Genomic DNA, 21853 nt, shown 5'->3' on the forward strand with positions numbered 1-21853 from the left:
CATGGGCAAGCCCACGGGTTTCATGGAGTGGCAGCGCGTCCCCGCGCCCAAGCGGGACAAGGCGGAGCGCCTGGAGGACTGGCACGAGCTGCACCTGCCGCTGGCCGCGGACGAGGCGAAGCGGCAGGCGGGTCGCTGCATGGACTGCGGCATCCCCTTCTGCCACCAGGGCTGTCCCCTGGGGAACCTCATCCCGGACTTCAACGACGCGGTGTACCGGGGCCAGTGGAAGGAGGCGTACCAGGTGCTCAGCCGCACCAACACCTTCCCGGAGTTCACCGGACGGCTGTGCCCCGCGCCGTGCGAGGCCGCGTGCGTGCTGGCCATCGACCGGGACGCCGTCACCATCGAGCAGATGGAGAAGGAGATTTCCGAGCGCGCCTTCGCGGAGGGCTGGGTGAAGGCAAGGCCTCCGGCGCGGCGCACGGGCAAGCGCGTGGCGGTGGTGGGCTCCGGCCCCGCGGGCCTGGCGGCGGCGGCGCAGCTCAATGCCGCGGGGCACACCGTGACGGTGTACGAGAAGGACAGCCGCGCCGGAGGCCTGCTGCGCTACGGCATCCCGGACTTCAAGCTGGAGAAGGCGGTGCTGGACCGCCGCATCGCGCTGATGGAGGCGGAGGGCATCGTCTTCCGCACCGGTGAGGACGTGGCCGTGACGCCCGGCTGGCGCGCGCTGCGTGAGCAGTACGACGGCGTGGTGCTGGCCCTGGGCGCACGCAAGGCCCGCGAGCTGGACGTGCCGGGCCGCGAGCTGTCCGGCGTGATGCAGGCCATGGACTACCTGGAGCACCAGAACCGGGTGGTGACGGCGGGCGCTCCGCCGGACGCGCGGCTGGAAGCAGAGGGCAAGCGGGTCATCATCCTGGGCGGCGGCGACACGGGCTCGGACTGCCTGGGCACGGCGCTGCGCCAGGGCGCGCTGAACGTGATGCAGGTGGAGCTCTTCCCCGCGCCGCCGCAGGTGCGCGTGAAGGAGAACCCGTGGCCGCGCTGGCCGCTGGTGTTCCGCACGTCGTCCAGCCAGGAGGAGGGCGGCGAGCGCGCCTTCGCGATGATGACGAAGCGGCTGGAGGGCGAGGACGGCCAGCTGAAGCGGCTGCACGCGGTGAAGGTGGAGGTGCAGCGCGAGCCGGGCGGCGCGCCGAGGCTGGTGGAGGTGCCGGGCTCCGAGCAGGTGTTCGAGGTGGACCTGCTGGTGCTGGCCATGGGCTTCACCGGTCCGAACACGGACCGGCTGGCGGAGGAGCTGGGCGTGTCGCTGTCGCCGCGCGGCACGGTGCAGGTGGACGCGAGGTTCGCCACCTCCGCGCCGGGCGTGTACTGCGCGGGTGACGCCAGCCGGGGCGCGAGCCTCATCGTCTGGGCGCTCGCGGACGGCCGGGAGGCGGCGCGCGCGCTGGACACCTGGCTGTCCGGCACCGCCTCCGTGCTGCCCACGCGCGGCCAGGACTGCGCGTTCTGAAAAGCGAAACGGCACGGGGCCCCCTCCACCTGGAGAAGGAGCCCCGGCCGTCCCGGCCCTGCTGGCTTCAGTGGCTGCGGGCCGCGGGCGGCTGGAGGAAGTCGAGCGGCAGCTCCCGGAGCTGCGTCCTGAAGCCGGGTCGCAGCTCCAGCAGCTGCTTCACCACGCCCACGTCGCGGATGGGGCCCACCTTGAGCGCCGGCTCGGGAGCGCCAGGCGGCACGTCCAGGGGCACGCTCCCGGCGAGCGCCTCCATCCGGGACAGGTAGCCCGCGCCCAGGTCCATGAACCATCCGCACGTGGTGCAGCTGGCCAGAGCCTGGAGCCGCTGGTGCCGGCGCAGCAGATCCGCGAACGGCCACGACGTCACCTGAGCCCCGAACTGGGCATCCGGCACGACGTACATGAGGCCGCTGCCCCCACCGGTGAGGAACTTCGACAGCCGGGCCGGGATGCCGGACGTCGGGCTGACGTGCGTGAAGGCAAGGTTGTCCACGCCCGTGAAGTCATTGGTGCCCGTGTCCTTGAAGTGACAGCCATTGCAGGTGTTGGCGGAGAACTCCTTCCGCGCGCAGACCTCCGTGGCATCCGTGGGCACCGCGGTGAGGGCCTCCCAGTGGGTGGGCGGCGCCACCAGCGAGTTGGCGCCCAGGAAGGGCCTGCCATTGAGGGTGCGCGGCACGGCGAAGTGCGCGGTGCACCGGGTGGGCAAGGTCACCGGCTGCTCGACGCCGTTCTTGACGTAGGTGCGCACGAAGAAGTCGACGTCCGGGTCCTTCCGGAAGTCGTGGGTCGCGTCATCGGGGGTCAGCGCCATCGTGTGGACGCGCAGGCACCCATTGGAGGGCGTGTCCTTGCCGGTGGCGGGGTGCTGGTCCGCCAGCCGGAACTCCCGCAGCTCCCACGGGAAGCCCAGGGCCACCTCGTTGGTGCGGAGCTGGTTGAGCGCGTTCCCGTTGCCCTTCCCTGGAGCCCGGCCGTGCTGGACCACGCTCTCCGTCATCTGCTCCAGCATCGCCCGGTAGGCCACGTTGAAGTGGGTGTACGTGCCCAGCCAGGCCCACTGCCGCGCCCAGCCGATGACCGACCCGCACCCCTCGCCCGGCACGCCGTATTCGAAGATGGCGGTGAAGGGCTTGAGGTTGCAGGTCGCCTCCGTCCCGCCTCCCCAGGGGGAGGGGCGCGTCAGCCCGAAGAGGAACCGCAGCTCGCCCGGGTTGGACGGCCGGCCGGAGTCGCCCTCGTTGCCGGCCAGGTCGATGCGGTTGACGATGGACAGCAGCCGGAAGGGCGCGATGTCCAGGTTCAGCGGCTTGCTGAGCGTCACCTCCCAGCGGCCCGTGGAGGCGTTGAGCTGGAGGGACGAGGACGCGCCGCTGGCGGCGGCCCAGGGGACAATCACCTCGTCATACATCTTGCGGCGCGCGGGCACCGTGTCGCCGTTGGACTGGAAGTCATTGAGCCAGAGCGACAGCCAGTTCAGCACGAAGGCCTCGGGCCTGGAGCCGGACCCGTGGGCCATCTCCCGCATGAGGTGCGCGAAGGTCCACACGCCGCCCTTCGTCCCCGCGCCGGTGCACGGGTCCCATGTGCGCGCCGGGTCGAGCACCACGGCCGGGTCACGGATCAGCAGCGTGCGCTCCCATTGGGACTGGGTGGAGACTGGCACCATGGGGCAGTTCGTGAAGGGCATCAGCGCGCCCTGCCGGAAGGCGTCGGGGTTCACGGAGAGCCCCTCGTAGCGGGCGGCCGGGTGGCGGCCGTTGAACAGGATGGTCTCCCGGGTGGGCACCCCGAACTCACCCGAGGCCAGCCGCCGCTCGTTCTCCCTGCGGCGATCCAGCTCCGAGCCCGGGAGCTGCGCGAAGAGGGTGAAGAACTCGGGGCCGGGGCTCGCGGGGATGGCGCCCAGCCGGGCCAGGGTGTCGGAACGGAACAGGACCGTGGGCCTCGCCGGGTCCCCCATCACGCGCACCAGACTGTCCGCGAGCAACCGGTTGGCCGGGGGAGGCAGCTTCACGTGCACGGCCGTCGTCTCCCCCAGGTGCGTGGGCCGTTCCAACTGCTGGGCGAAGATTTCAGCGACCGACAGGCCCGGCACGAGGGGCAGCGTGTCCACGGGAATGACTCTGTTGCCCTGGGTCCCCCCCACGTCCTCCGTGACGTCCCGCACCGGTGGGGCCTGCGCGGGCGCGGGCTCCTTCGCGCAACCGCTGACCGCCAGCACGGCACCCAACACGGCGATTCTCAATTCCTTGCACTTCCGCAACATGCATTCCCCCACGGCGAAATCAGCCTTCGCTTTCGATGGCTGCGCGTTGTCTCAACGCCGCGGGCGCCGGTGCATGTCCAGACGTCCAGTCCATGACCGGGCGAAGTCAGCGCCCGGACAGGGACCTGCCCACGCGAATGATCAGCGAAGGCTCCGCCCATTCCCTTCCCGACAGGTCCTGGCCTCCCGGGGCCCACACGCTTGGGGCCCAACGCACCACGGGGCCCACCCGCGTGAAGCGAGGGGCCCCGTGACCACCGGCACGACCCGAGGGAAGGACGCTATGCGGGCACGGGCGCTGCCGGGGCGGCGTGCTCCGGAGCGGTGGCCGGCGGCGTGGGCGCGGCGAGCGCCGCGGTGGGGACCTCGCCCACGGTCTCTCCGTGCTGGCTCAGGTCCAGGCCCAGCTCCTCCTGCTCGCGGGTGACGCGCAGCGGGACGATGCGGTCGACAATCTTGTACAGGAGGTACGAGCCCACGAAGGAGAAGACGGAGACGACGGCCAGCGCCAGCAGGTGCATGAGGAAGGTGCGCGTGGTGCCGTAGAGCAGGCCCACGTCCTTGGCGAGCACGCCGGTGAGCACCATGCCCACGATGCCGCCCAGGCCGTGGCACGGGAAGACGTCGAGCGTGTCATCCAGCGCGGTGCGGCTCTTGAAGTGCACGGCGGCGTTGCTGACGAAGCTGGCGACGAGGCCCACCACGATGCTCTGTCCCACGGTGATGAAGCCCGCGGCGGGCGTGACGGCGACCAGGCCCACCACGGCGCCCACGCAGGCCCCCATGGCGCTGGGCTTGCGGCCGCGCAGCCAGTCGAAGGCGATCCACCCGAGCATCGCGGCGGCGGAAGCGGTGTTGGTGGTGGCGAAGGCCAGCGTGGCCAGCGACGAGGCGGACAGCGCGGAGCCCGCGTTGAAGCCGAACCAGCCGAACCACAGCATGCCCGTGCCGAGCATCACGAAGGGCACGTTGGCGGGAGCGTGCGTGGCATGCGTCAGGTGCACCTGGCGGCGGCCCAGCACGATGGCGCCCGCGAGCGCGGCGAGCCCCGCGGACATGTGCACCACGGTGCCGCCCGCGAAGTCGAGCACGCCCCACTGGCGCAGGAAGCCCTCCGGGTGCCACGTCCAGTGGGCGAGCGGCGCGTAGATGAAGACGCTGAAGAGCACCATGAAGAGCAGGTACGCCTTGAAGCGCACGCGCTCCGCGAACGCGCCGGTGATGAGCGCCGGGGTGATGATGGCGAACTTGAGCTGGAAGAGCGCGAAGAGCAGCAGCGGCACGGTGGGCGCCAGGTCCGGGTGCGTCTCACCGCCCACGCCGCTGAACATGAAGAAGGTGCGCGGATCACCGATGAGGCCGTGGAAGCTGTCGCCGAAGCACAGGCTGAAGCCCACCACGACCCACAGCACGCTGATGACGGCCATGGCGATGAAGCTCTGCATCAGCGTGGAGACCACGTTCTTCAGCCGCACCATGCCGCCGTAGAAGAACGACAGGCCGGGCGTCATCAGCAGCACCAGCGCCGTGGCGGTGAGCAGCCACGCCGTGTCCGCCGCGTTGATGGGACCGCCCTGCTTCACCTGCGCCGCCGGGGTCACCAGCAGGCCCGCCACCCCCACCGCCACCAGCAGGGCCACCGCCATCCACTTCTGCATCGCCGCACCTCTCCAGAGAGCTGACGCAATGCAGTGTAATCTCGAACTGAGCTAAATTCAATCCGCCGAGCCTTATATTCAGATGAAACAAGCATAAAAAACACAATATGGACCACAGGAACTCAGCTCCGGACGTTTCAGCAGCAAACATCAGGACGGGCGCCTGGTCACTACCTCCGGTCCAGGATGCGGCCCTGTCCGTCGATTGCGTAGACGGCGCCTCCATCCAGGATGGGCTCGCTCAAGCCGCAACGCGCTGGCTGCGGGGAGAACCAGACGAAGAACAGGTCGTCTCCCGATTGGAGGACATGGGTGTCGTAGGTGCTCCGCAGGGAAAGGCACCGCGCCATGCGCTTGTCGGGATCCTGGGTCTGGAGCTCCGAGCCAGGGGGCAGGAACTCGTTCATCGCGACTTCAAGGGCGGCCATCATGGGGCCCTCCAGGTGAACGCCCTCCTTGAACGAGTTCGGGAACACGACAGCGGCTGCCTCTTCGGGAGGCGCCCACGAGGCTTTCTTCACCTTGTGGTACCCGAACAGCGAACACCCGGTCAGTGTCATGCAGAGCAGGGCCATCCCCGCGAGCCTCATCATCGCGAAACCTCGCTGCGAGCGGCTACGGCAACCATGACTGCCCCTCGAACAGGTCGAAGCTGAAGTCCCCTGCCGTTCCAGAAGCCTTCCCGATGGGGATCCACCTACCAGCTCGCAGTGCCGACACGACCCGGGAGGAATAGTTGTAGTCGTACGCAAGGCATCCACCATTCCTGGGCCCGTAGAAGAGCAACAGCTCGTGCTCCCAGATACGCCCGGACCTGTCCACGAAGCGAGCAGAACCCCAGGGTGACCAGTCCGGCTCGTGGTTCGCGCCCATGTCCTCGCGTGAGAACTCCCAGTTGTGCGGGTGCGGATGCGCGGGCCCAAGAATGACAGGATCGCGGGTGCTGGCATCCCGGAGCGCCAGCGGAACCTTGCAATACTTCCTGCCTCCAGGCCCGTCCCCGCCCAGGTCAGAGAAGTAGCTGAGGAAGTAGGCCTCCACTTGAGGTGAGTAGTACCAGAGCGCGCAGTACTCCTTCCCCTGCCGGCCATGCAGGGTCGATGCGCCGGGCATCTGGATCATCCGCTCACAGGCAACCTGAGCCAGTTCCTCCCGCGTCTTGAACGGACCCGCCAGAGGCCCCTCGACCTCGTACATGCCATTGGCGAGCTGACGGACACGGATGTCCGGATGCGGCGCGGAACACCCCACCGCCACGAACAACACCATCCAGTACAGGTTCGTTGGCATCCCCGGTCCCAGGCAAGGTGACCGTGGATGCCTATCAAACCTCGTGCGTCTGGCTCCAGCGCAGGGGTCAGTTCACCTGCGCGAGTGGCCCATCGACTTCCGCGTCCTCGTTCTCCGGCGCGTCCTCCACCGCGTCCACGCCCTGCGGAATCCCGTCCACGTAGGTGACGACGTTGTTCGGCAGCGCGGCCACGCGCGGGCCTGGCGTCACCACGCCCGTGAGGTTCAGCGGATCCACGCCGGACAGCTGGATGCGCACGCCGGACGGAGGCGCGCGCCGCACCCCTCGCGCCATGTCCACGGCTTCTGGCAATGCGAACTGCTCGCCCACGAAGCCCGACACGAAGCGCCCACCTCGCAGCTCGCCCCGCGCCTCCATGCGCCGGTAGACGAGCAGCAGGTCGCGCCACGTGGGCGCCAGCGATTCGCGCATCACCAGGTCCCGCCAGACGATGCCGTAGCGCTGGAGGAACAGCTTCGCCAGCGACTCCGTCACCTCCTCCTGTGACTTCGGCTCCGACGGCGCCAGCAGGCTCCAGCGGCCCGGGCCACCCCGGTTGAGCAGCTTCTGCCGCTTGCGGTGCACCGGGCTCTGCAGGATGCGCAGGTTCTGCACCGCGTCCGCGGTGACGAGCCCCTTCGCCACCAGCTCCCACAGCGCGTCCTCCACCTCCGCCGGCAGCCGCCTCGCCCGCGTCACCAGGTCCTGGAAGAAGCACGCACCCCGCCGCTCCAGCACGCCCACCACGTCCTTCGCCGCCGCGCTCAGGTCCGGCGGCATCCACACGCCCCCGTCCGCCAGCACCGCGTGCGGACGCGCCGCCGCCAGCATCCACTCCAGGTCCTCGCGCAGCGTGAACGTCAACGGCGCGTTGCGCGTGGGCGACGACCGCTTCACCACCACCGGCTCCGGCGGATCCACCGGCGCACCCCGGCGCGGACCCGCGGGCTTCGGCGGATCCTTCAGCGTCACCCGCCCCCACGCCACCTCGCCCGCGTAGCACGCGCGCTCCATCAGGTCCGGCGTGTAGCCCCGCATGCGCGCGGGCAACAGGAAGCGCTCCCACGCGGACGCCGGCGCTTCGTACCCCTGGAGCAGCCGCACCGCCTTGAGCAGCCCCGTGGAGCCCCGCAGCGCGTCCACGTCCTCCAGGTGGTGCCACCGGAAGAGGAAGCGCATGAAGTCCTGCGGGCTCAGCGGCTCGATCTCGCGGCGCAGCCGCCCCACCGTCAGCCGGTGGATGCGCTGGAGCAACCGCCGGTCGCACCACTCCAGCACCGGGCTTCCGTCCGCGTCCCGGGGCACCGGCACGTCGTCCTGCGCGCGGAACTGGCCTCGCAGCACGCTGCCCTGGCTCTCCAGGTTGTGCAGCGCCAGGTTGATGTCGTCCGCGTCCAGCAGCGTCAGCCGCGCCAGCTCCGTCACCGTGGTGGGCCCCACCATCTCCATCCGCCCGCGCACCACCTGGAGCACCGCCGCGTCGCGCTCCACCGGCCGGTCGTACTCCAGCACCGGCAACACCGGCTGCGTCACGGCGTCCGGGAAGAGCGCGCGCACCGCGTTGCCCCGCTCCGCCGACACCAGGAACCGCCCGCCCTCGCGCTCCAGCCACGCCACGCGCCCCTGCTTGAACAGCCCCGCCTCCAGCCCTCGCGGCACCTCCGACGCTCGCACCAGCACGAACTGCAACAGCGCGTCGTGCAGCTCGTCCTCGTCGCGCATCGGCGGCGCGGCGTCCTCCACCACCTGCCGGATGGCGCTCGCGTCCAGCGCGCCGAACGCCGCCGCGTCCTCCGCCGGCATCGCGCGGCGCAGGGCCACGTTGCGCACGCGGCGCTCCTCTGCCGGCGCGTCGTCCAGGAAGGTGTAGGGCTGGCTGTTGATGAGCGCGTGCGCGAAGACGCTCGGCTCCGGCACGTCGCGCGCAACCAGCTGGATGCGCCCGTCCTTCATGCGCCGGAGCACCTCGCGCAGCCCGTCGACGTCCATCGCCTCGCGCAGACAGTCGTCCATCGTCTGCTTCACCAGCGGATGGTCCGGCAGCTCCACGTCCCCGCCGCCGTGGTTGTCCTGGCAGCCCACCTGCGCGGGGAACACCGCCGCCAGCAGGTCCTCGCTGCGCGCGCGCTGGAGGTTCGGCGCCACGCGCTTGCCCCCCATCATCCGGTGCAGCGTCAGCGCCCGCGACGCCACCCACCGGAAGCGCGTGCCGAAGATGGGCGCCTGGAGGATGGCCTGCACCAGCACCTCCTCCACGTTGTCCGGGTGCAGGAAGTCGAAGATGTCCGCCAGCGGGAACGAGTGCTGTTCCCCCAGGCTCAAGAGGATGCCGTCCTCCGTGGCCGCCGCCTGCAACTCGAAGTCGAACGAGCGGCAGAAGCGCTTGCGCAGCGCCATGCCCCACGCGCGGTTGATGCGGCTGCCGAACGGCGCGTGGATGATGAGCTGCATGCCGCCCGCTTCGTCGAAGAAGCGCTCGGCGACAATCTGCGTGTGGCTGGGCACCACGTCGCCCAGCATCTTCTTTCCCAGCCGCAGGTAGCCCATCAGCGCGTCCACCGCGGGCGGCGGCACGCGCAACAGCTTCTCCAGGAAGCCCGCCGGGTCGTCGTGGCGCAGGAGCTCCTCGCGCAGCCGGCCCACCTGGAGGCTCAGCTCGTCCGTGCGGCCCGGCGCCTCGCCGCGCCAGAAGGGCACGTTGGGCGGCGCGCCCTTCGCGTCCTCCACCATCACCGTGCTGCCCATGACGCGCTGGATGCGCCACGCGGTGCTGCCCAGCAGGAAGATGTCGCCGGGCGAGGACTCCACCGCGAAGTCCTCGTCCAGCGTGCCCACCACCTTGCCTTCCGGCTGCGCGGTGACGCTGAAGTTGAACGTGTCCGGGATGGCGCCGCCGTTGGTGAGCGCGGTGATGCGCACGCCCCGGCGCCCCTTGAGCCGCTGGTTCACCCGGTCGCGGTGCAGGTGGATGCTGCCCCGGCCGCGGCGCTCGGCCACGCCCTCCGACAGCATGTCCAGCACCTGCTGGTACTCCTCCCAGGTGAGGTCCTGGTACGGGTACGCGCGCTGGAAGATGCTGAAGAGCGCGCGCTCGTCCCATTCCTCGCACGCGCACGCGGCGACAATCTGCTGCGCCAGCACGTCCAGCGGCTTCTTCGGAATGCGGACCGCGTCCAGGTCGCCCTCGCGCACGGCGTTGAGGAGCGCGACGCACTCCACCAGCTCGTCGCGCGTCATGGCGAAGAGGATGCCCTTGGAGATGCCCGCCTTGTGGTGGCCGGCGCGGCCCACGCGCTGGAGCAGCACGGAGATGGCCTTGGTGGTGCCCAGCTGCACGACGAGGTCCACGTTGCCCACGTCGATGCCCAGCTCCAGCGACGCGGTGGCCACCATCACGCGCAGCTGGCCGGCCTTGAGGCGCTCTTCCGCGGACAGGCGCATCTCGCGGGACATGCTGCCGTGGTGCGCGGCCACCCACTGCTGGCCCAGGCGTTCACCCAGGTCGTGCGCCACGCGCTCGGACATCTTGCGCGTGTTGACGAAGACGAGCGTGGTGCGGTGCTCGCTGGCGAGCTGGATGAGCCGGTCATAGACCTGCCCCCACATGTCGTGGCTCGCGATGGAGGACAGCTCCGCGTCGGGAATCTCGACCTTGAGGTCCCACGGGCGCTGGTGGCCCACCTCCACGCGCTTGCACTCGGTGAGGGACGCGCCGGTGAGGAAGCCCGAGATGGCGTCCAGCGGCTTCTGCGTGGCGGACAGGCCCAGCAGCTGGGGGCGCACGTCCGTGAGGGCCTTGAGGCGCTCCATGGACAGCGCGAAGTGGCTGCCGCGCTTGTCGCGGGCGAGCGCGTGGATTTCATCCACGATGACCGTGCGCACGTGGCGCAGGGTGGCGCGGGCGCGGTCGGCGGTGAGGTAGAGGTAGAGGGACTCGGGCGTGGTGATGAGGATGTGCGGCGGGCGGCGCACCATCTGGGCGCGCTCGGCGGCGGGCGTGTCGCCGGTGCGCACCTGCACGCGCAGGTGCTGGGGCTCGTAGCCCTCCTCGCGAGCCATGGCCATCAGCTCCTCCAGCGGCTGGAGGAGGTTCTTCTGCACGTCGTTGCCCAGGGCCTTCAGGGGCGACACGTAGAGGACGCGGGTGTGGTCGGGCAGTGTGCTGTCGAGCGCCAGGCGGAACAGCGAGTCCAGCGCGGCGAGGAACGCCGTGAGCGTCTTGCCGCTGCCGGTGGGCGCGGCGATGAGCACGTCGTGGCCCGCGTGGATGAGCGGCCAGCCTTCAATCTGCGGGCGGGTGGGCTCGCCCAGGCGTGAAGCGAACCAGCGCCGCACCACCGGATGGAAGGCGGCGAGCGCCGGATGGGCCGCGGACTCGGACGCGAAGGCGAGGGCGATTTGAGGGGACATGGCGGGCTCCCGGAAGAGCCAGCCTGAACACAGGTACAGCGCGGCGTCAACGGATGGAGGGTGGCGCATCCGACCACTCAGGTCGGGGGATGTCGGAGGCCCCGCGTATACGCCTGCATCGCGACGGCTTCGTCTCCCCAGCAGGACGCAGGGCACCCAGGCAGACGGGGCTCTTCTGCCGCAGGGCGCCGCATTTCACAGTGCGACCTGACTCCGTGCATTGCCCTGGCGGCAGATTGAAAGCAGATGGAACGTCAGTCGATTTTGACTGAGGTTCCAAGGCAGTGCTCGAAGCCAATCTGAACCGCCGAGTCACACTCATGGACAAGAAGCATCCGGTCCTCGCAGAGGACAACTCGCCCTCCATCACCCAATGCGCTTCTACCAACTCCAACGTCCGGCCCCCTCCACTCCGAGACATTGGAGTGGCAGCCTCTCCGCCGAGCACGTCTGGAGCCTGCCCGGGGTGGAGTGCCCCACCTGCCATGAGACCTGGAGCGGCCAGTTCGCGCTTCCCAGCGTCGACCTGACCTCGCTGTCCGAACGCGACCTGTTGGTGGAGCCGCGTGTCGAGCCCTATCCGGAATACGAGCGTCTTGCGTCCCTCGTGCAGCCGCTTCTCCCGTCCGGTCTGCCTCCGGAACCCGGCATGCAGTTCGGCCCGCTTCGAGGCACGGCACTCGGATCCTTTGGCCCATTGAGCGCTCGTTACGGCTGGGAGGTGCTGGTCACGCAGGAAGCATTGCGGCACCTCCGGGCCATGGGGATCCGGGGGCTTGTTCCCATGCGCGCAGAGCTGCAGGGACTTGAAGCAGGGGTCGTCCTGTATGAGCTGGAGCTTCCCTTGCGCGGGCTTCTGCACAGCGAGGCCGTCTTGACAGGCCCCCCGTGCCCCACCTGCGGATGGCACGAGGTGCGGATCTCGCCCACGCCCTCTCTGGATGGGGATGCCCTTCCTCATGACGTGGACCTCTTCCGCCCCAAGAACGGATCCACGTACACCTTCGTCAACGAACGCTTCGTCGAGGCCATCGCAGCCCTGGGCCCGTCGGACGTGACGTTTCGCGAAGCCCAGGTGACGCCAGAGTCCCGCTCAGGCTCGGTTCACTGAGCTCCGCGCCGGACCGCGAAAGCCAGACCGTCCGGCCTTCCACCAACATCGATGTGCCCCGTGACCTCCAGCGTCTTCCCGCCTGCGGACGCGACGAAAGGTGGGTGCCGCCCGACCGGCTCCGCTGCGTCTCGTGGGCGACAGCGCGTGCGACCCGGGGGACAGATCCAGCCGTGCCGCACGCGCGCAAGATGATCGCAGGTGCCCACGCCGTACCGCCCATCTCCAGCCCTGCTCCAGGCCTCCGGCATGTCCTCGTCCTCCGCGTCGAACTTCGCGACCGAAGCGCTCAACCCCGATGGATTCCTCGTGCTGCGGCCTCAAGCGCCTGACGACTTCCTCTGTGAGTACGCCAACCCCGCCGCGCAGGCATTGCTGGGGGACGGCCTGGAGGGCACGGCGTTCCTCGCCACGCGGCGGACCTGGGCAGGACTGCGCTCGGCGTGGGGGATGACGCTGAGCACGGGCCTGCGCTCGGAACAGTGGATCCACGGGGACCCGGGCTCCGGGATGCACACGCTGCGCATCCGGGCCGCGCGCGCTCCAGAGGGACGGCTGTATGTGTGGCTGGACGACTCGTCCTCGCAGCCGCCCGTGGCGGCCCCGGAGCCCCTGCGTGACACGAGCGCCCTGTTCCAGGCGGTGATGCAGGGCTCCACTGACGCCATCTACACGAAGAACCTGGCGGGCCAGTACACGCGCATCAACGCGGCGGGAGCCCGGCTGATGGGGCGCACCATGGAGGAGGTGGTGGGCCACACCGACGCGGAGCTGTGGCCGGACGAGGCGCGCGCCAGCGTGGCCCACGACCGCGAGGTCATGGCCTTCCGCCGGACGTTCACCTACGAGGAGGCGCAATCCGGCCACCCGGGCCGAGTGTGGCTGTCCACCAAGGGCGTGTTGCTCGACGACCAGGGCCGGGTGTTTGGCCTGTTCGGCATCAGCCGCGACATCACCGAGCGCAAGCGGATGGAGGAGGCCCTGCACCACAACGAGGCGCGGCTCCAGCAAGCCCTGTCCGCCGCGTCCGCCACGCTGTTCGACCTGCGGATGCCCGAGGGGCTGCTGCGTTGGGGACCGGGCGCGGCGGCGCTCCTGGGACAGCCCTCGCTCCCCGCCGAGGAACCGCTGACGGCGCTGCTGGCGCGGCTGCACCCGGAGGACCGCATGACCGTGGCCGCGCGACTGGCCTCCCCTGCGCGGCCCGCGGTGAAGCTCGCGCTCGGCTTGCGCGTGGTGGGCGCGCGGGGCGAGGTGCGGCGGCTGACGCTCTGGGGCGAGGCCCGCGCCGGAGACGGGCAGGAAGCACGGCTCCTCGGCGTGCTGGTGGACATGACGCGGTGGTCGCTGGCACCGCCCTCCGAGGTGGCGGCTTGAGGAGGAAGCAGGACGCGCGACGGACTGAACTGGGGCACACTGCCCGCACCCGAAAAGGAGCCACACCATGAGCTGGGAAGAAGACCTGCAGGGCCGTGAGCCCCCGCCCTCGCTGGAGACGCTCATCGTCCCGCGCGTGCGCGACCTGGGCGACGGCTTCCACGTGCGCCGCGCCCTGCCCTCCGCGCGCCGCCGCATGGTCGGCCCCTTCATCTTCCTGGACCAGATGGGCCCCGCGGACTTCGACCCCGGCCGCGGACTGGACGTGCGCCCGCACCCGCACATCGGCCTGTCCACCGTCACCTATCTCTTCCAGGGCGAAATCCTCCACCGCGACTCGCTGGGCTTCGTGCAGCCCATCCGCCCCGGCGCCGTGAACTGGATGACCGCGGGCCAGGGCATCGCCCACTCGGAGCGCACTGGCCCGGAGACGCGCGCCGCCGGCGGCCGCCTCTTCGGCATCCAGGCCTGGGTGGCCCTGCCCAAGAAGCACGAAGAGGTCGCGCCCGCCTTCGTCCACCACCCCGCGGACACGCTCCCCATCATCGACGGAGAGGGCATCCACCTGACCGTCATCGCGGGCCAGGTGCACGGCGGCAAGTCCCCCGTGCGCGCCCACTCCGACCTCTTCTACGCGGACGCGAAGATGGAGGCGGGCTCACGGCTGAAGCTCTCCGCCGAGTACGAGGAGCGGGGCCTCTACCTCGTCGAGGGCACCGTCGAAGTGGAGGGCACCCGCTTCCAGCCCGGCGAACTGCTGGTGTTCAAGCCGGGCAGCGAGATCATCCTCAAGGCGGAGTCCTCCGCGCGGATGATGCTCCTGGGCGGCGAGCCCATGGACGGCCCGCGCTACCTCTTCTGGAACTTCGTGTCGTCCTCCCAGGAGCGCCTGGAGGCCGCCAAGGCGGACTGGAAGGAAGGCCGCTTCGCTGGCGTGCCGCAGGAGACGGAGTTCATCCCCCTGCCGCCGGATGATCCGCCCGCGCCCGTGCGCTACCCGTAGAGCCGGCGCACCGGCGCCAGCGTGCCCGCGGGCCGCTGCGACTTCGCCTGCGACCACGTCAGCCGGTACGTGGCCGCCGTCCCGTCGAAGGCGATGGGCTTCACCTCCGGGGAGCCCGCGCCCGACGCGCGCAGCGTCTCCGCGAGGAACCCGCAGGCGAAGAAGGGGTTGTCCGCCAGCACGTCCTTCACCCACAGGGTGGCGTCCTGCTGGGACAGCTCCTCCACCCGGACCTCGTTGAAGTTGTTGCCCGCGCGCAGGTTGTACGGCACGCGCTCCAGCGTCTTCTTGGGGCCCAGGTGGGTGACCAACTGCATGCTCGCCCGCCCCACGGACGTCTGCTGGAAGCCCTTGAGGTACCGGGCCCCCAGCTCCAGGTAGGCCGTCTCCAGGGGCTGGCCGGGGAAGACGTCCCGCGCGGCCACGTCCAGGAAGACCCGCCACTGATCCACCGAGTAGTGGGGACGCAGCGGCTCGGACAGGTTCAGGCCGGCGGCCTTCAGCTTCTGGCGGCCGTCACGTGTGAGGTACGGCCCCAGGACACGCACGAAGAGGGCTTCCACGCTCTGGGCGAAGATTTGCTTTTCGGATGGGACCATGCCCCCAGGGTGGAGGCGGCCCTGCGCATCCGGAAGGGTCGACGCAACGCTTCCGTCCACGAGTCGTCAAACCCGTAGCTTTTTCAGCCTCGGGGCAGCCGCACCGTGAAGGTCGTCCCCTGGGCTTCCGTGGAGCTCACCTGCACGGTGCCGCCGTGGGCCTTCACGAGCTGGTCGGTGATGTAGAGCCCCAGCCCCAGCCCCGCGGACGCGCCGCGCTCCCGGTCGCTGCGGCCGGCGCGGCGCCACGCGGCGAAGACGTGTGGCAGCTGCTCCGCCGGAATGGGCGTGCCCAGATTGTGCACCCGCACCACCGCCTCGGACGCCAGGCCCTCCGCGCTCACGCGCACGGGCGAATCCGGCGGGCTGAACTTGAGCGCGTTGGACACCAGGTTGGTCACCACCTGCTCCAGCCGGTCCGCGTCCCACGCGCCGCGCCCGTCGCCCCGCACGTCCAGCATCACCTCGCGGTGGGGCTGGCTGGCGCGTGACTCGTCCACCGCGCCGCGCACCACGTCGAACAGGTCGCACCGCGAGCGCACCACCGGCAGCCCCGCGCCCAGCCGGGCCCGGGCGAAGTCCAGCAACTGGCGGATCATCCGCTCCATGCGCTCCGCGCTGGTGAGGATTCTCTCGGTGAAGACGCGCTGGCGGTCGGACAGCTCGCCCTGGCGCTGGAGCTGCTGCGCGGACATGGACAGCGCGTTGAGCGGGTTGCGCAGGTCGTGGCCCAGGATGCCGATGAACTGCTCGCGGAAGTCCTCCGCGTTGCGCAGCTCCGTGACGTCCTGGCCGGTGGCGATGACCGCCTCCACCGCGCCCGTGGGGCCGGTGGCCGGCGACATCGTGTACTCGAAGTGCCGCGGGCCCAGGTCCGAGGACAGGGTGACGCGGCCGCGCTGCACCTGGCCCGTGCGCCGCGCCGCGTCCAGCGCCTTCGCATAGGACTCCAGCTGCGGATCCATCACGCGCAGGGCGTCCATGTTCCTGCCCGGCACGTGCACGTGGTGCGAGCCGCGCGACGCGGCCACCGCCTGGTTGGCGTAGATGAGCGTCCCGTCCCCGTCATAGAGCGCGATGGGGTCCGCCGCCGCGCCCATGGCCAGCTCCAGCAGGCGGCGCTGCTGCTGCACCTGGTCGGAGAGGACGCGCACCTCGCGCTCGGCGCGGCGCAGGCGCAGGAGCGCGTGCACCTGGGCCACCAGCTCCTCCGGATCCACCGGCGCCACGAGGTACGCGTCCGCGCCGTGCTCCAGCCCCTGCGCCCGGTCCGCGGGGCCCACCGCCTGCGCGGACAGGTGCAGCACCAGCGCGTTGCGCGTGCGCGGGGAGGCCTTCAAACGCCGGCACACCTCCAGGCCGCTCATGTCCGGCAGGCGGACATCCAGGATGACCAGGTCGGTCTGCTCGTCCGCGAGCTTCAGTGTCTCCGCGCCCGTGCCCGCTTCCAGGACCTGGAAGCCCGCCAGGGACAGCACGCGGGACGTGACGTAGCGGCTGGCCAGGTCGTCGTTGACGTTGAGGATGATGGGTGCGGAAGGCATGCGTGCTCGGTGAAGCCCTGGCCCTCCTTCGTAATGGTTGGCACCGGGCGCGCCAAGTGTCGCGCGTGAGAAAATGTCTTCTCCGGAGGAACAGCCAGGGGACCAGGCGCCCAGTGCCGCTCGCTGGACGACAGGGCAACTCCCGCCCTGCCGCATTTCGCGATAGGGATGAGTCCCATGCGCCCTCCCTGCCGCCCGCTCCCCGCTGATGGCCGCTTCCTCCAGGCCGTGGGGCCCACGCCGCTCGTGCCCGTGCGGCTGGACCCGGAAGGTCCCACCATCTGGTGCAAGCTGGAGTTCCTCAACCCCAGTGGGTCCACCAAGGACCGCATCGCCCGGTACATGCTGGAGAAGGCGTGGCGGCTGGGCGAACTGTGCCCGGGCGGCGACGTGGTGGAGGCGTCCAGCGGCTCCACCAGCATCGCGATGGCGCTGGCGAGCGCGCAGATGGGGTGCCGTTTCACGGCGGTGATGCCGGAGGGCGTGACGGAGGAGCGGCTCATCGCCATCCGCGCCTACGGCGGCGAGGTGGAGCTGGTGCCGCGCGCGGAGGGCATCCGGGGTGCCATCGCGCGGGCGGCGGCCCTGGCGAAGGAGCGCGGCGGCTACGCGCCCCGCCAGTTCGAGAATCCGGACAACGCGGAGGCACACCGCGTCTGGACGGGGCAGGAAATCCTGGCGCAGGTCCCGGGCGGGCTGGTGCACGGCGTGGTGAGCGGCGTGGGCACGGGCGGCACCATCGTGGGGCTGTTCCAGGCGTTCGCGGAAGCGGGCTGTCCGGTGACGCCCTTCGTGGCGCGTCCCATCGCGGGGCTGGGCTGCGACATTGAATGTTGCAGCTTCAGCGCGCGCGTGCCGGGTGTGGTGGACGGCCTGTCGAAGCTGTACCGCGAGGCGGACATGCCGGGCCGCGTGGAGCTGGACATCTCGGATGACCTGGCCATGCGCACCGCGCGGGCGCTCATCCGCCGGGGCTTCCCGGTGGGCCCGTCCTCCGGCCTCAACTACGCGGCGGCGGTGGAGGCGGCGAAGCAGCTGGGCCCGCAGGCCCAGGTGGTGACGGTGTTCCCGGACCGCATGGAGCGCTACTTCTCCACGGAGCTGGTGCAGCCCCGGCCCGCGCCCGCCGCCACGCCCAAGGCTGGCTGACGCCTCAGGTGCGCATGCGCACGCGCGTCTCGTGCACCGTGTCCGGAGGCGGAGCGGTGCGCTCGCGCTCCTGGGCGCGCATCAGGCGCAGGATGCTGGGCCCCAGGACGTCGATCTCCGTGGAGGCGTAGGCCTCCGTGCCGAAGCGGCGGATGGAGTCCGTCTGCTTCTCCAGGATGCGCACGTCCTGCCCGAAGATGTGCAGGCCCACCGGCAGCACGAAGGGCACCGCGGCCTTGAGCAGCCAGCGCGGCACGGGCAGCTTCACCGTCACCACCGCGTACACGAGCGTGTCCCAGTCACTCACCGGCGTCATGGCGGAGTTGACCAGGATGTGGCTCTTCTCCCCGATGCGGTACTCCACCTGCGCGATGGAGGGCATCAGGAAGCGGTCGAAGTGCTGCACCACCCCGCCGCCCGGCGCGAGCAGCCTCCCCACGAGCCCCTTGGGCGCGGGCTCGCCCAGGTACTCCGCCTCCACGCGGTCCGCGCTCCTGCGCACCACCACGTCGATTTCGTTCTTCTTCTCCGCGGTGCGGAACAGGCCGCCGTGGAGGAAGGCCGTGTGCGGCACATCCAGCGTGTTCTCCAGCACCGCGTGCAGCGACCCGGGCGCGCGCAGCACCCGGCGCACGGTGGTGTAGTCCGCCGCGTCCAGCAGCGGGAAGCGGAAGGGCTCCGTCGTGGGCTCCACGCCGGGCGTGGAGTAGACCCAGACGAAGCCGTCCTGCTCCCGCGTCGCGTGGGACGAGGCGCAGCGGGAGCGGGCCTCGGGCTCCCCCACCAGGCCGGGGATGAGCCGGCACTGGCCCCCGCTGTCGAAGCGCCAGCCGTGGTAGCCGCACTCCAGCTGTCCGTTCTTCACGCGCCCCAGGGACAGGGGCACGTTGCGGTGCGGGCAGCGGTCCACCAGGGCGCCGGGCTTGCCGCCCTCCCCCCGGAAGAGCACCAGGGGCGTGCCCTGCAGCGTGCGCGCGAGCGGGGTGGCCCCCAGCTCGCGCGACGTGCAGAGGATGAACCAGGAGTGGGGAAGCCGGACGACGGAGATGTGACTGGGGGACGCACCAGGGGCGCGTCCCTCCTCGCGGGCATTCATGCGCCCAGTCTAATGGGCCCGGGCCTCCGTGCACGCCCCCTTCAGGCGGGCAGGTCGGCGGCGCGCTGGGCGGCCTCCGGGTTGATGGGCTGGGGCATCACCCCGCCGCTCATCCTCCGGCAGGACTCCTCGCAGCGGCGGCACGCCTCCGCGCAGGCCTTCATCATCGCGTCGTTGCCCATCTGCTCGCAGAGGGTCGCGCAGGCGGCACACACCTCCGCGCAGGCGAAGCAGGTGCGCGAGTGCATGTCGGAGCCGCGCATGATGAAGCGCGCGCTCGTCTCGCAGATGTCCGCGCAGTCCATCAGCATCCGGAGGAGCTTCGGCTCGGCGTGCTTGCCTCCCCGCTTCAGACAGTCCGCCAGCGTCTCCATGCAGATGCGGTGACAGGCCATGCAGTTGTCGATGCACTCGCGCATCTCGTTGTTGCCGCGCATCACGTCGGCGTTCGCCATGAGGGCTTCCTTTCGGACCGTTGAACTTCGAGCCTCAGGGTGGGCACGCGCGGGACGGCCACCATCCCGCCCCGCGCGGCCGGCTGGCCGACAGCCCCGGACTAGAACTTCAGCCGCCGCAACCGCAGGGCGTTGCCGATGACGGATACGGACGAAAGGCTCATCGCCGCGCTCGCGAACAGCGGGCTCAGGAGCAGCCCGAGGACGGGGTACAGCACGCCCGCCGCCAGCGGCACGCCCAGCAGGTTGTAGACGAAGGCGAAGAAGAGGTTCTGCCGGATGTTGCGCAGCACGGCCTGGCTCAACCCGCGCGCCCGCGCGATGCCCCGCAGGTCGCCCTTCACCAGCGTCACGCCCGCGCTCTCCATGGCGATGTCCGTGCCCGTCCCCATGGCGATGCCCACGTCCGCCCGCGCCAGCGCCGGAGCGTCGTTCACGCCGTCGCCCGCCATGGCCACCACGCGCCCCCGGGCTTGCAGCGCCTTCACCGCGTCGCCCTTCGCGTCCGGCTGCACGCCGGCAATCACCTCCGTGATGCCCAGCCTGCGCGCCACCGCGTGCGCCGTCGTCGGGCTGTCGCCGGTGAGCATCACCACGCGCAGGCCCTCCGCCCTGAGCTGGGACAGGGCCTCCGGCGTGGATGGCTTCACCGGATCCTCCACGCCCAGGAGCCCCGCCGCGCGGCCGTCCACCGACACCAGGACCACCGTCTGGCCCTCCTGGCGCAGCGCCTCCGCGCGCTCCGTCAGGGACTCCACCTCCACGCCCAGGCTCCGCATCAGCGCCGCGTTGCCCAGCGCGATGTCGCGTCCCTCCACGCGGCCCCGGACGCCCTGCCCTGGCACGGACTGGAAGCCCTCCACTCCTCCGGGGGATACGCCCCGCTCCTTCGCGCCCGCGACCAGGGCGGTGGCCAGCGGGTGTTCGCTGCCGCGCTCCAGGCTCGCGGCCTGGCACAGGAGCACGGACGCGTCCACGCCCGGCACGGGCTCCACCGTCACGAGGCGCGGCTTGCCTTCCGTGAGCGTGCCCGTCTTGTCCACCACCAGCGTGTCCACCGCCGCCATCCGCTCCAGCGCCGCCGCGTCGCGGATGAGCACGCCCATGCGCGCGCCCTGCCCCGTCCCCACCATCACGGACATGGGCGTGGCCAGGCCCAGCGCGCACGGGCAGGCGATGATGAGCACCGCCACCGCGTTCACCAGCGCGTGCGCGAGCCTCGGCTCCGGTCCCCACACGGCCCAGACGACCGCGGTCACTCCCGCAACCGCGATGACCGCGGGCACGAAGATGCCGGCCACGCGGTCCGCCAGCCGCTGGATGGGCGCACGCGTGCGCTGCGCCTCGGCCACGCGCTGGACGATGCGCGACAGGAGCGTGTCCTGTCCCACGCGCTCCGCGCGCATCACCAGCGTCCCGGTGCCATTCACCGTGCCGCCCGTCACCTTCGCGCCGGGCCCCTTCTCCACCGGCATGGGCTCTCCGGTGACGAGCGACTCATCCACCGCGCTCGCGCCCTCCAGCACCTCGCCGTCCACCGGCACCTTCTCCCCGGGGCGCACGCGCAGGCGCCACCCCACGAGCACCTGGGACAGCGGCACGTCCTCCTCGTGGCCGTCGTCCGCGATGTGCCTCGCCATGGCGGGGGCCAGCGACAGGAGGGCCCGCAGCGCGCCGGACGTCGCGTGGCGGGCGCGCAGCTCCAGCACCTGCCCCAGCGCCACCAGCGTGAGGATGATGGCCGCGGCCTCGTAGTACACGGGCGCGGCGCCGCCGTGCCCCGTGCGCGCGCCTTGCGGCAACAGGTGCGGGAACAGCGTGGCCCCCACGCTGAAGACGTACGCCGCGCCCGCGCCCAGCGCGATGAGCGTGAACATGTTCAGGTGCCGGTTCCGCACCGACGCCCAACCCCGCTGGAAGAACGGCGCCCCCACCCACAGCACCACCGGCGTCGCCAGCACGAACTGCGCCCACACGAGCGCCAGGGGCGACAGCGTCAGCCGCACCGGCAACATGTCCGACATGCCCAGCAGCATCAGCGGCACGCTCAGCACCAGCCCCACCCAGAACCGCTGTGTCATCGAGCGCAGCTCGGGGTCTGGCGGTTCCTCCACCGTCACCGTGCGCGGCTCCAGCGCCATGCCGCACTTCGGGCAGGCGCCCGGCCCGTCGCTCACCACCTCCGGGTGCATCGGGCAGGTGTATTCGACGCGCGTCTGGAGGGCCGGCGGCGCTTCGGGCTCCAGCGCCATGCCGCACTTCGGGCAGGCCCCCGGCGCGTGCTCACGCACCTCCGGATCCATGGGGCACACGTAGACGGCGCCCGGCGCGGCGGGCGGTGGCGGGGTCCGGGGCTGGAGGAAGTGCCCGGGGTCCGCCTGGAAGCGCTGGCGGCACTTCGGGCCGCAGAAGAACCAGGTGTGGCC

Annotated in this window: 15 protein-coding genes; 5 read left to right on the forward strand and 10 right to left on the reverse strand. The window is 71.0% G+C overall.

Annotated features, from left to right (window positions below):
- The first annotated feature begins 1 nt into the window (after position 1).
- A complete protein-coding gene (locus tag D7W81_RS07695) occupies positions 2-1462 on the forward strand; it encodes a glutamate synthase subunit beta (protein WP_120554678.1) in 1461 nt (486 codons plus the stop codon).
- Between the two features lie 67 nt (positions 1463-1529).
- Here the strand turns inward: D7W81_RS07695 and D7W81_RS07700 are convergent, their stop codons facing one another.
- The 5 genes from D7W81_RS07700 to D7W81_RS07720 all read right to left on the reverse strand — a co-directional run bounded on the left by D7W81_RS07700 (position 1530) and on the right by D7W81_RS07720 (position 11093).
- Positions 1530-3734: a hypothetical protein gene (locus tag D7W81_RS07700; protein ID WP_120554679.1), complete on the reverse strand. Its 2205-nt coding sequence runs from the start codon at positions 3732-3734 to the stop codon at positions 1530-1532.
- A gap of 281 nt (positions 3735-4015) precedes the next feature.
- Complete coding sequence (locus tag D7W81_RS07705; protein WP_120554680.1) at positions 4016-5392, reverse strand: ammonium transporter; 1377 nt, start codon at positions 5390-5392, stop codon at positions 4016-4018.
- Between the two features lie 170 nt (positions 5393-5562).
- Complete coding sequence (locus D7W81_RS07710) at positions 5563-5967, reverse strand: hypothetical protein (RefSeq protein ID WP_244227042.1); 405 nt, start codon at positions 5965-5967, stop codon at positions 5563-5565.
- 40 nt (positions 5968-6007) lie between these two features.
- Positions 6008-6682: a hypothetical protein gene (locus tag D7W81_RS07715; RefSeq protein ID WP_120554682.1), complete on the reverse strand. Its 675-nt coding sequence runs from the start codon at positions 6680-6682 to the stop codon at positions 6008-6010.
- Between the two features lie 67 nt (positions 6683-6749).
- Complete coding sequence (locus D7W81_RS07720) at positions 6750-11093, reverse strand: DEAD/DEAH box helicase (protein WP_120554696.1); 4344 nt, start codon at positions 11091-11093, stop codon at positions 6750-6752.
- Positions 11094-11466: 373 nt separating this feature from the next.
- Here D7W81_RS07720 and sitI6 point away from each other — a divergent pair, with 373 nt between their 5' ends.
- The 3 genes from sitI6 (at position 11467) to D7W81_RS07740 (ending at position 14584) form a co-directional block, all read left to right on the forward strand.
- The gene (gene sitI6 / locus D7W81_RS07725; protein ID WP_120554683.1) at positions 11467-12204 is read left to right on the forward strand and encodes a SitI6 family double-CXXCG motif immunity protein; all 738 of its coding nucleotides are present in this window, start codon (positions 11467-11469) and stop codon (positions 12202-12204) included.
- Between the two features lie 201 nt (positions 12205-12405).
- The gene (locus tag D7W81_RS07735) at positions 12406-13581 is read left to right on the forward strand and encodes a PAS domain-containing protein (RefSeq protein WP_244227044.1); all 1176 of its coding nucleotides are present in this window, start codon (positions 12406-12408) and stop codon (positions 13579-13581) included.
- A 67-nt stretch (positions 13582-13648) separates the two neighbouring features.
- On the forward strand, positions 13649-14584 hold the full coding sequence (locus D7W81_RS07740) for a pirin family protein (RefSeq protein ID WP_120554686.1): 936 nt from the start codon (positions 13649-13651) through the stop codon (positions 14582-14584).
- On the opposite strand, the gene D7W81_RS07745 is transcribed toward D7W81_RS07740, so the two are convergent.
- Both D7W81_RS07745 and D7W81_RS07750 read right to left on the reverse strand, forming a co-directional pair.
- A complete protein-coding gene (locus tag D7W81_RS07745) occupies positions 14575-15183 on the reverse strand; it encodes a DUF2378 family protein (protein ID WP_120554687.1) in 609 nt (202 codons plus the stop codon). The two genes, D7W81_RS07740 and D7W81_RS07745, sit on opposite strands and share 10 nt — an antisense overlap.
- Positions 15184-15266: 83 nt before the next feature.
- Positions 15267-16727 carry a sensor histidine kinase gene (locus tag D7W81_RS07750; protein WP_120554688.1) on the reverse strand — a complete coding sequence of 487 codons (1461 nt, stop codon included), beginning with the start codon at positions 16725-16727 and terminating at the stop codon, positions 15267-15269.
- A gap of 177 nt (positions 16728-16904) precedes the next feature.
- Between D7W81_RS07750 and D7W81_RS07755 the strand changes: the two genes are divergently transcribed.
- Positions 16905-17876 carry a PLP-dependent cysteine synthase family protein gene (locus D7W81_RS07755; protein ID WP_120554689.1) on the forward strand — a complete coding sequence of 324 codons (972 nt, stop codon included), beginning with the start codon at positions 16905-16907 and terminating at the stop codon, positions 17874-17876.
- A gap of 4 nt (positions 17877-17880) precedes the next feature.
- Here D7W81_RS07755 and D7W81_RS07760 read toward each other — a convergent pair whose 3' ends face one another.
- From D7W81_RS07760 to D7W81_RS07770, 3 genes are all read right to left on the reverse strand, one after another.
- On the reverse strand, positions 17881-18972 hold the full coding sequence (locus D7W81_RS07760) for a Rieske 2Fe-2S domain-containing protein (protein WP_120554690.1): 1092 nt from the start codon (positions 18970-18972) through the stop codon (positions 17881-17883).
- Positions 18973-19013: 41 nt separating this feature from the next.
- Positions 19014-19427 (reverse strand): four-helix bundle copper-binding protein, encoded by a 414-nt coding sequence (locus tag D7W81_RS07765; protein WP_120554691.1) that lies wholly within the window; start codon positions 19425-19427, stop codon positions 19014-19016.
- Positions 19428-19528: 101 nt separating this feature from the next.
- The coding region (locus D7W81_RS07770) for a heavy metal translocating P-type ATPase (RefSeq protein ID WP_120554692.1) at positions 19529-21853 on the reverse strand (2325 nt) is incomplete at its 5' end.

This window comes from Corallococcus aberystwythensis (genome assembly GCF_003612165.1).
In the GTDB taxonomy this organism is placed as follows: Bacteria; Myxococcota; Myxococcia; order Myxococcales; family Myxococcaceae; genus Corallococcus; species Corallococcus aberystwythensis.

Coding starts and splice junctions, on each gene's coding strand:
- D7W81_RS07695 (WP_120554678.1), top strand. CDS start 2: ATGGGCAAGCCCACGGGTTTCATGGAGTGGCAGCGCGTCCCCGCGCCC.
- D7W81_RS07700 (WP_120554679.1), bottom strand. CDS start 3,734: ATGTTGCGGAAGTGCAAGGAATTGAGAATCGCCGTGTTGGGTGCCGTG.
- D7W81_RS07705 (WP_120554680.1), bottom strand. CDS start 5,392: ATGCAGAAGTGGATGGCGGTGGCCCTGCTGGTGGCGGTGGGGGTGGCG.
- D7W81_RS07710 (WP_244227042.1), bottom strand. CDS start 5,967: ATGGCCCTGCTCTGCATGACACTGACCGGGTGTTCGCTGTTCGGGTAC.
- D7W81_RS07715 (WP_120554682.1), bottom strand. CDS start 6,682: ATGCCAACGAACCTGTACTGGATGGTGTTGTTCGTGGCGGTGGGGTGT.
- D7W81_RS07720 (WP_120554696.1), bottom strand. CDS start 11,093: ATGTCCCCTCAAATCGCCCTCGCCTTCGCGTCCGAGTCCGCGGCCCAT.
- sitI6 (WP_120554683.1), top strand. CDS start 11,467: ATGCGCTTCTACCAACTCCAACGTCCGGCCCCCTCCACTCCGAGACAT.
- D7W81_RS07740 (WP_120554686.1), top strand. CDS start 13,649: ATGAGCTGGGAAGAAGACCTGCAGGGCCGTGAGCCCCCGCCCTCGCTG.
- D7W81_RS07745 (WP_120554687.1), bottom strand. CDS start 15,183: ATGGTCCCATCCGAAAAGCAAATCTTCGCCCAGAGCGTGGAAGCCCTC.
- D7W81_RS07750 (WP_120554688.1), bottom strand. CDS start 16,727: ATGCCTTCCGCACCCATCATCCTCAACGTCAACGACGACCTGGCCAGC.
- D7W81_RS07755 (WP_120554689.1), top strand. CDS start 16,905: ATGCGCCCTCCCTGCCGCCCGCTCCCCGCTGATGGCCGCTTCCTCCAG.
- D7W81_RS07760 (WP_120554690.1), bottom strand. CDS start 18,972: ATGAATGCCCGCGAGGAGGGACGCGCCCCTGGTGCGTCCCCCAGTCAC.
- D7W81_RS07765 (WP_120554691.1), bottom strand. CDS start 19,427: ATGGCGAACGCCGACGTGATGCGCGGCAACAACGAGATGCGCGAGTGC.